Genomic DNA, 12,949 nt, shown 5'->3' on the forward strand with positions numbered 1-12,949 from the left:
ATGGCTGTCTTCCAGTGCGTTATTGGCACTGTGACAAGAACCGCAATCAAGGGAACCAACGTCACCCCAAACCGGAGTGCCGGTCGTGCCGTGACAGTAGGTCGCCGAACAGGTGTCGGTTGCGCCAGCAAAGCTACCGGTCTGCAAAGCAACATCAATGCCACCGTCAACGTGCTGCGATGAGTCGGTTCCATCCAGAGATGTCCCGTCGGTTGAGGTCAAGGAGTGACATTCATTACAGGTAATGCTGTTGGTTTCAACGTGCTCAACATGGCTGTTTGCATCAACACCGGCACCACCGCTGATATAATCAGGATGAGACTTGGTGCTACCGTCACCGTGACAACTGGTACAGTCATAGTTGTTGCCCCATACCGGAGGCTTCTGGATCAGGTTTCCGGTGTTGCCGTCGCTATGACAATACTCAGTCGAGCAATCCATGACATTGACTGTCTTGTTGACGTGGATTGAATCATCAATAATCGTCGTGTTATCCGAGACGGTTGAGGTGTGGCAATCGGCACAACCGAGAGTCTGACCAATGGTCGTACCGGTATTAATCATATGCGCCTGGTGCGCGCCGGAAAGTGTCGTTCCAGCCCTTGCTTCGTCATGACAGGAAGTACAGTCGCCGATCGCGCCGATCCAGGATGGGGTCTGGTAGGTCGGAGTCGCCTTACCATCGGAGTGACAGTAAACGGTCGAACAGGTCTGGCCACCGGAACCCAGAACATCATTATAACTGACACCTGCCTGACCAGAGTAGCTACCGGTGGTCACGGCGAAGGTGTTAAAGCTGATCGAGATATCGCCGAAGCCGGGCTTGGCGGTACTCTCTTGAGGCATGACATAACCATCATGACAATTGTTACAGGCATAACCAAGATCGAGGGCGTGCTTCTGATGGGCGCCGGCCGTTGCCGAAGCGGTCGCATACGGATCGTTGGCCAGACCGGTCGGTCCGCCAAGAGTGTTGGCGGTCGGCGGATAGCCGTGACAGGAGTCGCAGGCGCGCGGCTTGAAGCCTTCGTTATGCTTATGGCAGACCATACAATCAGCCTGATTGTAGTGACCTGAATCGCCTGAGGTCATATCGTAAGCATGATACTTAACGCCATCGGTCCCTGTTGCACTATAAGTATGACAGGCTTCGCAGATCTTGTCGGAGCGGGCGGCGCCGTCGGGGCGGTTGAGGTCATCGCCTAAATCGGAAGAACCTTCGCGGGCGTCGAGAAACGCGACCGGAACAGACGAGCCATCCTGCTGAATGGGAAAGGTGTCGGCTGAGGCGCCGTCGGTCACAGTAATATCAGTTTTGATCCGCTTGATATTACTGCCGAGATCTGCCTTGTCCGAGCTATGACAGGTAGCGCAGGTAAACTGGCCATACTTGCCGCCAGAAATACCCCACTGCTTGCTCCACTTGAGCGAATCGGTCGAAAGGGAACTATGAATCAGGGGGTTATAAACAGGAACGATATCGACCAGGAGGGTTTCATCAAAGGTGTTTGCCGTGCCGTCAGTCGTCCGGACAGTGACTTCGTAAACGCCATCACTATTGTTATCATTCGGTGAAGAAAGGCTGATCGTCCCATCGGTCAGGACAAGGTCACTGCCGGAAACAGAAAAGACTCCGTCGTCCGCGCCGGTCCCGACAATCGTATAGGTGAAGGTGTCACCCGGGTTATCGGCATCGGTCGTTGACAGGGAACCGATCACGTAACCTCCCGAGGTGTCGGTTGTATCCATAACCTTGCTTGGCGAAAGCGTAATATCGGTCGGAGCCGCCGCAAACGCGCTCGTACTTAATACGGCTACCAGTACTACGACGTTCAGAGCGATCATCGTGATCTTGCTCAAACTCGCCTCCATTTTCTTCATCCCTGTCCTACCCATGTCAATTCTCCTTTTTTCCAGGTAAACCCTACGCAAATTTCATTTAGATCAAATATAAATTTAAAGCTTCTTCACACTTATCAAACCAGGCGTTGGCCTCTCGGGCCGCAGCTTTGAATCCATCCAATGGATCATGCATCAACCTACCAAGGTGTGACACTGTTCCAGCCCGCCTCATCATTTGCATCAAGGCCATCACCATCGCCATTGTTATCGACATAGCGGTGGCAGTTCTGGGCTGTTGAGGCGTAAGCAAATTCCTGCGTACTGTAATCAAGAGTTGCCGATGTCCAGTTGCTCCAGTTTCCGTCACTGGTAAACTGGTCGTCCCAGGTATTACGCTCGACATCGAGACAATTGGTGATCACCAGCTTGGGCAGACGCGACGCATGCGGGTTGTGACACTTGGAGCACGTAAACTTATGGTACTGGTTCTGGGTTGTGGCATCGTCAACAGTGACACCCCAGACGTAGTTATTCCAGGCGCGCGGATTGTTGGCCACCGGTGGTGCAACACCATCGCCGTAATCCTCGTTGCGTAGCGAGCCGGCATAATTCTTACCGGGATCTCGGCGCGTCGAGTTCATGCCACCCATCCACATACCACCGTTCCATGTTCCGTCACCGTTGCGATTAGAATTCCGGAAGATATTGGAACCGCCGCCACTACCACCGGCGACCGAATTTGCATGACCGGCGAACAGACCTTCAATGGCTGTCCGGTCAGCTGTTTCCGCCGGGATTGCATCACCATCACCATGACACAAGGTACAGAGTCCGGCATGAGTCGAGTAATCACCGTTAGCCGGGCTGCCGCTGTTCTGGTCGATCCAGTAGCCTCCCATCGATGTCGCTGCATTATTCGGTTGTTCGCGCGGCATACCTTCTACAGAGGAATAGATCCCCAACACCGGATAGGTTGTCGTCGACTGCGGCGCTCCATCCTCCCGATACGGGCTCGATTTCCAGCTGCCGCGCAGATACGGCGCCGCACCCGAAGTAAAGCCGTTATTTCCGGTCGCATGCACGTCATGACAACGGGTACAACTGACCTCAGATTCCTGGTCTACGCCAGCGGCACCGCCATTGGTCCCGTGGGTCGAGGCACTGCTGTGATTCGTGCTAAGCCTGGAAGTCAATACGCCGTCCTTGTAACCGAAGTTGGCGCTGCTCCAAGTAGTGGTAAACCAGTTCAGATCGTTGGTTGTAACCGACCCGTAATCATAAGTCGCGCTGGAACCATCCCATTCGCTGACATCCGGGGTCTGGGCTTCATGACAAGCCCAGCACGCCTCGGCTTCTGTGGACGCACCATTGGCAACAATGTAGATTTGGCCATCGGCGGTGTAATCGGTCCCCATGGTCTGGGCAAACCAGGTAATCCCCACTGTCCCGGTCGCGCGGCTGGCATGATCGGTAAAGTGGCAGCTTTCGCAGCTCGGGCTACCGGCGATCGTGTTGGTTGAGTGCGGACTATCGGCACCTACAGCCTGGTGTCCACTACCGCCGCCCGTATGACAACCTGTACATGATACGTTGACATCGATAGAACCGTTGATGTGTAAAGCAACATCAGTGATCCCGGTCGAACCGTTGGTCATCGTCTGATCGTGGCAACTACCACATTGGGTTTCCTGGGTTATCCCGACATGTGTTCCGGTCGGGGTCGGCGGGAATCCGTGGCAGAAATCGCAGCCAGACGATGTATCACCCCATGCTGGAGTCTGGTTGGAACCAGCTGTGTCACCATTAGGCATATTGTTGCCGTGGCAGTAAACCGAACAACTACCGCCGGTACCAGCATCCGGACCATCGCCTTCGTCCGTAAAGGACGGGGTATACGGCTGTGAGCCGTAATCCGATTCAACCGCATCGGCGAAGCTGACTTCAGCCGGATAACCGTCGTCGTGACCACTTGCCCCACGGGTCGTGGTATGACACTCGGCGCACCAATGGTCGCTCGATTCACCGGTGACATTTTCCTTGGTCATCAGGCTGCCGGTACTTTCCATATGCGTCACATGAGCGCCGACGCCATCAGCCGTCGACTTGTTGGTCCCCCAGTACGCAACCGGCGGATACTCCTTCGGATCGCTACCGTGACAACCGGTACAACCGGCCGCCTGAACGATGCCATCAACATGGGTCGAGCTATTGGTAAAGCCGTCATTGGATGCATTGACATTGCCGGCCCCGGCACCGTGACAGGACTGGCAGTCACTGCTGGCCGGATGGCTCGAGGGCGGCGGGTAGCCGTGACAGTTATCACAATCGTTCGAATTGCCTTGAATGAAGCCTGTATTGGTCCATGTCGGGGCCAGGGTTCCGCCATCCCAGCCGTTCTTGATGGCAGAACCATCGTGACAGTAGGTGGTGGCACAATTGGTCGGCGAGACCGCTGACTGGCCGTCGAGACCACCAAGGGCGAGACCGCTCCAGGTCAACTCGGCCGGCAGGGCCGAGTCGATATGGCCGGCAGCGGTAATTGTTGCCGGAACCGTGTGACAGGCCGTACAGGCTATCGCCTAGCTGAGGGTCGGGTTGAGGTGAGCCTGGTGGGCGCCGACCTGGGCATCGGTCGCAGCCGAGTCGCCGTTGGTATCGACACCCGCTCCGCCTGGGGCCTTCTGAGCATCGGTGGCGACGCCGGCAACCAGTTCGCCATGACACTGGGTACACTCGTCGTTGGCAGAAAGATCCGTTCCCCAAACCGGTGAACCGGAGCCGTGACAGTTATTGGTCCCGCAGCTGGTGAAGGCCGAACCTAGGGTCTTGTCGGTCGCCAGACCGGTGGCGGCGGCAACATCGATGTCGCTGTCACGGTGACCGGCACCGGCGGTGGTCCCTTCGGTGACGCCGGTGTGGCAGGTCGCACAGGCGTAGATCGCCAGGTGGGTGGTGTGGCTGCCGGTGGCCGGCTGGGTGGCGTGACACTCGGAACAGTCGTTCAGCGTCGTGCCCCAGGTATCGGTCAGGCCGGAGTTACGACCGTCGTTGTGACAGGATGCGGTCGAACAGGTATCGAATGCACCGCCGAGATCAGTATTTGCATTGTAGCCATGAGCGGCTGTGACATCGATACTGCCGTTATCGTGACCGGCCGACGGCTTGGTCGTGCCTTCGACCGCACCGGCGTGACAATCAGTACAGGCCACGGCCGCGTCGGCGACGTGGCTGGCATGACTGCCGGTGGCCGGAATGGTGTCGTGGCAAGCGGTACAGGCGTTGGAGGCCGCCGTACCCCAGTTCGGGGTCGTGTTGGCCGAACGACCGTCGTCATGACAGGACGCCGCGGTACAACCGGCCCAGCTAGCCGATCCGATTGCTGCATCCTGCGGGTAGCCGAGGTCACCGGCAGCGCTGTTAAAGACGTCAACATCGCCATCGCCGTGCTGACCCGGAGCGGTGCCGGCTACATCAGCATTGTCATGACACGCGGTACAGCTGTTGCCGGTGTAGGTCAGGTGTTTGGCGTGGCTGCCGGTGCCGTCAGTTACCGTGTCGTGACAGGCGGTACAACCGGCACTGGCGCCCCAGGTCGGGGTGTTGCCGCCACCGGCGTTGAGGCCGTCACCGTGACAACTGATGCTGTCACACGTTGTATAGGCGGTCCCGTAGGCCGAATCACCGCGGTTGGTGATGTAGTTGCCCACCGCGACGTCAATGGTAACGTCACCGTGGTTGGCATCGTTGTAGGAAGTGTCCTTGGTCGCGTTGGTATGGCACTGACTGCAGTCGTAACCGGCGGTGTTGACATGCTTGTCATGGCTGCCGGTCGCCGGAACGGCCGCGTGGCACTGCGTACAGTTGGCATCGTCAACATCCCAGTTCGAGGTCGTTACAAAATCGTTGGCCGCCTGACCGGTCTGGTGACAACTGGCGGTCGTACAAGTGGTGAAGGCGCTGCCGTTAGCCTGAACCGGATAACCGGCGGCGTTGACGTTGCCATCACGGTGGTTGGCGGTCGGTGCAGTCGTCCCTTCAACCGAACCGGCATGACAGTCGCCGCAGGCGATTGCCGTACCTGCAACCGAAGCCGCTAGGTGAACCGTGTGGCCACCGGTCGTCGGAGCCGTTGCATGGCACTCGGCGCAGTTGTTGATCGTCGTTCCCCAGTTGCCGGTAACACCGCTGTTGCGGCCGTCATTGTGACAAGAGGCTGTTGAACAGTTAGTGTAAGTACTGCCGTTGGCCTGTACCGGGTAGCCGCTGCCTGCATTGACGTTGCCGTCGCGGTGATTCGCAGTCGGTGCAGTGGTGCCTTCGACCTAACCGGTGTGGCAATCGCCGCAGGTGGCGCCATCAGCCAGGTGAGCCGCGTGGCTGCCGGTGGCTGGCTGAGTGGCGTGACACTCGGCACAGTTATTAATGGTGGTGCCCCAATCAGCAGTGACGTTCGGTGCGCGACCGTCATCGTGACAGGAAGCTGCCGAACAGGTGGTCCAGGTAGCAATGCCGTAAGCCGCGGTAGCCGTGGCGTAGGTGGCGATGACATCAACGTTACCGTCAGTATGTGCCGTGCCGGCGTTGCTGTCCTTGACCGCACCGTCGTGACAATCGCCGCAGACAGCGCCGTCAGAAAGGTGAGGACCGTGGCTGCCGGTGGTCATATCAGAGAGGTGACAGACGTCACAGGCGCCACCAGCGGTGCCCCAGGTCGGGGAGGTGCCAACAGCGTTGATACCGTCGCTGTGACAGTTGATCGAACAACTCTCGAGAGCGCTGGCGATCGCCTTATTGGCAGTGTAACCACCGACTGTAACATCGATATTGAGGTCACCGTGGTTGGCATCGGCATACGAGGTGTTTATCACCGCGTTGGTGTGACAGGTCGCACAGTCACTGGTCACCGCGATGTGCTTGGCGTGGCTGTTGGTGGTCGGTGACGCTTCGTGACACTGGGTACAGTTGGCGTCATTGGTCCCCCACACGGAGGTGGTGGTGTAATCGTTCACCGCCTGGCCAGTCTGGTGACAGGTCGCCGTGGTACAGGTCGTAAAAGCCGTTCCAAGCGTCTTGTTGGCCGTATCGTAGCCAAACGCATCGATGTTGCCATCGCGGTGCCCGGTCGGAGCGGTGGTCCCTTCTACAGCGTTGGTGTGACAGTCGCCGCAGCCGATGGCCGAACCGGCGAAGGAAACACCGATGTGTGCGCCGTGACCGCCGGTGGCCGGCTGGGTAGCGTGACACTCGGAACAGTTATTCAGGGTCGTACCCCAGACATTGGTCAGACCGGAATTGCGGCCGTCGTTATGACAGGATGCGGTGGCGCAGGTTTCGTAGCCAGACCCCTTGGTCTTGTTCTGGGTGTAACCAAGGGCGACCTGGGTATCGATGTTGGTATCGCGATGACCGGCTACCGGTTCAGTCTCGGTGGCCGGATCGGTGGCCGCATCGTGACAACCACTACAGGTCTCACCGGCGGCGATGTGGGCACCGTGACTACCGGTGCTGATCGCTGCACCCGCATGACACTCGGTACAATCGGTGGTTGCCGTACCCCATGCCGGCGTCGTCGCCAGTGTGCCGGTACCGTCATCATGACAGGAAGCGGTCGAACAGGTGCCGTAGTTATTGCCCGGTGCGCCACCGGCGGTGTAGGTGCCGCTGGTGACATCGATATTGTGGTCAACGTGGTTGTTGCAGCTGTGGCAATCGTTGCAGGCTGCGCCGTCGTTAACATGGGCAGTATGACTACCGGTCGCCGGATCGAGATCGTCGTGGCAGGTGCCGCAGGCGCCGCTGGCCGGGGTGCTCCAGCTCGCGGTGCTGTAAGAAGACGGAGTGGCGCTGGTGCCGTCGGCCGACTGGCCGGTTGAGTGACAGTAGATATTCGTACAGTTCTCGCCGCCGGTACCGAGGACATCGTTGTAGCTGACGCCGGCCTGGCCGGAGTAGCTGCCGGTTGTTACGCCGAAATTGTTGAAGCTGATCGAGACATCACCGAACCCGGGCTTGGCCGTACTCTCCTGCGGCATGACGTAACCGTCATGACAATTGCTACAGGTATAGGCAAGATCAAGCGCGTGTTTCTGGTGCGCTCCGGCGGTCGCGGAAGCGGTCGCGAAGGGATCATTGGCCAGACCGGTCGGGCCGCCAAGGGTGGAAGCGGTCGGCGGGTTGCCATGACACGTATCACAAGCGGCATCGAAACCGTTGTCATGCTTGTGACAGACCATACAGTCCCTGTTGTTCTCATGTGCCAGGTCACCACCATTGGCGGTATTATCAGCGGTATCATAATTGTGGAACTTGTTCTGGGTATGACAGGCCTCGCAGACCTTGTTCGAGTTGGCATGACCGCCCGTGTCGTCGCCAAATCCGACGCCGGTCGGCGCATCGTTGGCGTCGGTAAAACGCACATCAACTGTTGCCAGTCCGGTGGAATCCCAGGTGCCAGTCGGAGCCGTGATCGTCGCTTTGACTCTTTTGATATTAAAATCGGTGCCGTTATCGAGATCGGCCTTGCTGGCGCTATGGCAGGTGCCGCAGGTAAACTCGCCGTACTGTCCGCCGGTGATCCCCCAACCACCGGCGCCCCACTTATCGGAGGCGGTGCTGATCGAGTTGTGCAGCAGCGGGTTGGTGGCGACCGGGGTGATGCCGGTGATAATTTGCGGATTGGTGCCGGTCACACCATCGCCATCGGTATAGGTGATCCGCACCTGATAAGCCGTTCCGTTACTTAACGAGTTGATCTCGTAGGTATAGGGGCTGGCCGGGTGGGTCGGCGCTGGCGCATTGGAGCCGAGGCTGAAATCAATACCGTCGAGTCCCCATTCGACCAGAATCGTGTTGTCGGTATTGTCATCATCGCTGTAAGGAACGTTGACGTTGATCACGGTGTTGCCGGGTGTGGCCGAGGCCACGCCGACGGTGGTGCTATCGACGCCGGCAGCAGCAGCGGTGGTGTAGCTGAAGATATATGGCGCGGCATTCAGAGGGTTGCCCGCCAAGTCGGTGATGGCACCGGTCACGCTGACATTGTACGTGGTGCTGTTGGCCTGACCGGAAGTGGTAAAGACCGCCTGTGCTGCTGAACAACTACTGAATGTCCATCCGGGAGAATCACTGGTAACATTCGTCGTATTTACAGTTGCACAATCAATGTTCTCACTAAAATTAATCGTTACATTGCCGTCCAGAGCTACACCGGTGGCGCTATTGGTCGGTACCGTCGAACTCACCGAAGGAGCCGTTGCGTCAACGGTAAAATCGGGAGTGCCGGCAAAGGACACCCAGGCACTGGGGGCGGAATTTGAATCGACGGCGCGGTACTGCCAGTTGTAGCTGTTGCCATCGGTCAATCCGGCGCAGGTCACCTGCACGTTGTTCGTGCCGCTCGCCACCAGGGCCGATTCGCAATCGGAAGCGTTATCACCGGTATAGTCGATCTGCAGCTTGACGGTGTCGCCGTCAGGGTCGGAGAGGTCGGCCTCGAACACCAGCGTGGTGGTGGTCGAATAGCCACCAACACTAATTGCTGTTGAGCCATCGCTCTCGTACTGCGCCGGTCCGGTCGGGACATTCGGCGGGCTGTTGCCGGCAGCAACCGTATCGAAGGTAACCGTCTGGTCAGCCGCAAAAGCATTACCGGCCTTGTCCTGCACACCGGTCGTAATCGTAAAACTGTACGAAGTGCTGTTTGCCAGGCCACTGGTACTAAACACCGCTACACCCGTGCCTTCAGTACAACTATCTCTGGTCCACCCCGGCATCGCCGACGTGACAGTACCGGTGGTTACTGTTGTACAGTCAAGATTCGCATCCGTGAAGTTGATGGTTACTGTCGTATTGGTGGCTACGTCCGTTGCAGCATCGGCAGGAACCGTGCTGGATACCGTAGGTGCCGTGGTATCAACCGTTACCGTTACACCGGCACCGGGGGTCTCGGTGTTTCCTGTTGGCGAAGCGCTGTCCGTGGCACGACTCTGAATCGTGTAGCTGCCATCTGCTGGCTGGGCCCAACTGTAAGTCCAGTTGGTGGTGCCGGTGGCATCAGGCCAGGTCCCGGCCACATTGATATCGACTTCAACAAGGGCTACCCCGGAGCCGGTCCCATCCGTTGCAGTCCCGGAGATCGTGTATGGGAAGTCGGCAGCCCTTAAGAAAGTGCCCCCGGTCGGTGCAGAGATCGTGGAGCTCGGTAAAGCCCGGTCGATCTGGATGGCTCCGGTGCTCTTGATGGCTTCGACGTTGCCGACATTGTCGGTACTGCGATAGCGGATATACTGGGTCCCGGCCGCGCCGGCACCAATCGTCGTCGTCGCTGAAGTGCCCGCCGTGCCCGGCGTACAGGTATTGTTGGTGTCGATGCAGTACTCGGTAGACGCCACGCCGCTGCCGCCGCCATCACCGGAAGTCAGGGTCACGGTCGGGTTGGCGTTTTGCCAACCGGCCGGGGCATTGTCGGTAGTTGCAGGGGCCGAAGCATCGACCGTCCGGTTGATCGCTGTGCCGGTGCCGGTGTTGGCGCTGTCGTCGGTACCACGGAAGTTGAGAGCCAGGGCAGTTGTGTCCGCATACGGACCAAGACCACCGGTAACGGTACAGGTCCAGTTCGGCGCCGAACCGCCGACTGTCGCAGCAGTCCAGGCACCAGCGTTAACCTGGTACTCGCAAGTAGAAAGGGTGTTGGCTTCGGTGATACTGGCCGAGAGGTCGAAACTGGCATCGACGTGAGTGCCGTTGTAATCGACATTGGCAGGAGTAATAGCCGTTACAGACGGTGCAGTCGTGTCGGCTGCGGCGGCTACTGTAATTGTGAGCGTGGTGATCTTAGATTGCTTGGCATTGCCGACATGACCGACACCGTGGACCATGATGGTGTAGTTCCCGCCCGGGGTGTCGGCCGGAACGGTGACGCTCACCTTGGCTCCCATCCGGGCTGCCTGGTTGTCCGGCCCAGGATTGTCGATTGCCAGACCGCCTGTGTCCAAATTGGCGATCGTACTGGTTGTGTAATCGGTACAGTACCCGTCATGCGTGCCTACGTGCGAGCTGAGAAGAGTCGGAGTAGCACCGCCATACCAAGTGGTGCTCTGGTAGGTGGCGTTCCAGAGTGTCAGGCCACCCGCTCCAGGATTGGTGTTAGGGGTGAATATCCAGGTACTGGGAGTAGTGTTCGGTATCGCGATCGATGCACCGGTGTTGCCTTTCTTGTCATTGAGGGCAGTCCAGACCCACTCCAACTCGATGGTGTCGCCTGCATTGACACTACTCGACACCGTCGCAGCAGTTGTACCACTGAACGTTTCCCAGGCTGCCGCACCCGGTTTAACCGCGACCTGGTCAACAGCGGAACCGGTAGTGATCGGGTGACAGCCCGTAGTCGAACAAGTTGCCGTGCCTATGCTGCCAATCTTCGCTTCTGCTATTGGTGCAGACAAGAATATTGCCGTAAATACCAGGCAACAGAAAACCCCACACCCGAAACTTCTTAGACTATTCATCGTGTCACCCTTCAGTGCCGTCTTGATATCTTTCAAACCCATAACGTATCTCTCTCTAAAAGATTGCGTTATATTTACTCTTATTGTATTGGCCCGAAACGGATTCCAACCAAAACTTAATTTATTAAAACTATTTAACATTTTCCAGCAATCAAGACAACGCCTGCTTCCGCATGGCGACCGTTTTCCCGACAACCCGGCCACGGAAACCTTCAGCCTCTTCGTCGGCCATCACCCGGGCCAATTCCTCGACCAGCTCTTTACCTTTATTTGTCAAAAAAACTGCCAATTGATAGCGATTGGCCGAAGACTTCTCCGTTTCCAGCAGTCCGTACCCCTTCCTTGTCACACTTCCGCCGCCGTTTTTGGCACAAAAGTGTGTCAGCAGCTTGACGTTGCGACTCACTGTCCCCTGCGGCATCTCGAGTTGCTTGCACAACTCGGGCATGGTAATTCCGGGTTTCTGGGCGACAGCCAGCAACAGCGCAATATGCTGGCTCGGAAGATCCTTGTTGACCTGTCGGCGCAACATATCAATTACGCATGAAAGTGTGGCAATTTCTTTTTGCATGTTGCTTACCCTCCCAGCATACGGCCAAATAACCGGTTTTGCGCTATATGGCGTCGCCAAACAAAAAACGGCGCATCTCTTCCCGGAGATGCGCCGTTTAGGCAAAAATCAATCATTCTCCGGGAGCCCGGCTACCCCCCCACAAGGGCCCGTGGCTTTGCGTCACCGGGTTGCCCCGGTTTTGCGATTGTCACAAATGAAAAAAATAAAATTATATTAAATCAGATCGTAGTTAATCCCCATACTGAATGTCATTCAATCTTGAATACTAGCAACATCCGTTCCAGATTTATGGTGCTTCCTGTCTTTTAATTTTTACAGACAAGATCAACTGGCGACGCTTCGGCCACCCTCGAATTCATCCCGATGAGCCGGCTGCTTCAAAAACGATCAGTCGGCCGAATTCCTTGCGGGTAAAACCGTCAACAGCGATCTCTTTTTCGAATTTCGCCAGAGGGACAACAGCGACATTGTTGCTGCCAAACCGCTTGACCACCTGGTCAGCACCCTCTTTGTGTGAATACATTGTATAGCTTCCGTCTTTTTCAAACCGCAAGTAGTAGGTAAAACCCTCCGGCACAATACCGGCTACGTACTCGGAATCAAACATGTAACTGCCATCATCGAGATCGGAGAGACTCCGCGGGCTCTGACCTGTCATCTCGTTGTAACCATTCAGAACCAACAGAATTCGACCGAGGTTTTTTTGGACCTCCTGGATCGCCTTGCGTTCCTTTAATTTATTGATCCGCTCAATCGATTGAGCCGCCCTGGTCGCGGCGACGGTCTCCTCGTACTCCTTGATCAAAGCCTCGTAGAGAGCGATGGCCTTATCAAGATTCCCGGCCTGTTCGACCTCGAATGCAGCCTGATGCTCGGCCAGCGCCTGCTCTTCACGATCGGGGATTACCGCCCATATAACCAGGGCCACCATAATGACAATAACTGAAACCAGAATATTCTTTCGCGACATCGCACCTCTCCTGAAGTTGGGATTAAAACCAGCTTAGAATACAGGTTTAGGAAAAAA

General features: G+C 57.1%; 7 protein-coding genes and 1 riboswitch. Of the genes, 1 reads left to right on the forward strand and 6 read right to left on the reverse strand.

What is annotated here, in order from left to right; genetic code table 11:
• The 3 genes from C0623_07925 to C0623_07935 form a co-directional block, all read right to left on the reverse strand.
• Positions 1–1,881 (reverse strand): hypothetical protein (locus C0623_07925; protein PLY00102.1); only part of this gene is annotated, 1,881 nt, incomplete at its 3' end.
• A 158-nt stretch (positions 1,882–2,039) separates the two neighbouring features.
• Positions 2,040–4,340, reverse strand: coding sequence for a hypothetical protein (locus C0623_07930; GenBank protein PLY00103.1), 2,301 nt, complete (start codon positions 4,338–4,340; stop codon positions 2,040–2,042).
• Positions 4,341–4,421: 81 nt separating this feature from the next.
• Complete coding sequence (locus C0623_07935; protein ID PLY00104.1) at positions 4,422–5,549, reverse strand: hypothetical protein; 1,128 nt, start codon at positions 5,547–5,549, stop codon at positions 4,422–4,424.
• A gap of 66 nt (positions 5,550–5,615) precedes the next feature.
• On the opposite strand from C0623_07935, the gene C0623_07940 reads away from it, so the two are divergent.
• Complete coding sequence (locus C0623_07940; protein PLY00105.1) at positions 5,616–5,939, forward strand: hypothetical protein; 324 nt, start codon at positions 5,616–5,618, stop codon at positions 5,937–5,939.
• A gap of 225 nt (positions 5,940–6,164) precedes the next feature.
• Here the strand turns inward: C0623_07940 and C0623_07945 are convergent, their stop codons facing one another.
• From C0623_07945 to C0623_07955, 3 genes are all read right to left on the reverse strand, one after another.
• On the reverse strand, positions 6,165–11,489 hold the full coding sequence (locus tag C0623_07945) for a hypothetical protein (GenBank protein ID PLY00106.1): 5,325 nt from the start codon (positions 11,487–11,489) through the stop codon (positions 6,165–6,167).
• A gap of 10 nt (positions 11,490–11,499) precedes the next feature.
• The gene (locus tag C0623_07950) at positions 11,500–11,919 is read right to left on the reverse strand and encodes a hypothetical protein (GenBank protein ID PLY00107.1); all 420 of its coding nucleotides are present in this window, start codon (positions 11,917–11,919) and stop codon (positions 11,500–11,502) included.
• Positions 11,920–12,037: 118 nt separating this feature from the next.
• Positions 12,038–12,115: riboswitch (cyclic di-GMP riboswitch) on the reverse strand.
• A gap of 162 nt (positions 12,116–12,277) precedes the next feature.
• Positions 12,278–12,892 carry a hypothetical protein gene (locus C0623_07955; GenBank protein PLY00108.1) on the reverse strand — a complete coding sequence of 205 codons (615 nt, stop codon included), beginning with the start codon at positions 12,890–12,892 and terminating at the stop codon, positions 12,278–12,280.
• Positions 12,893–12,949 lie beyond the last annotated feature (57 nt).

It is taken from the genome of Desulfuromonas sp. (assembly GCA_002869615.1).
In the GTDB taxonomy this organism is placed as follows: Bacteria; Desulfobacterota; Desulfuromonadia; order Desulfuromonadales; family UBA2294; genus BM707.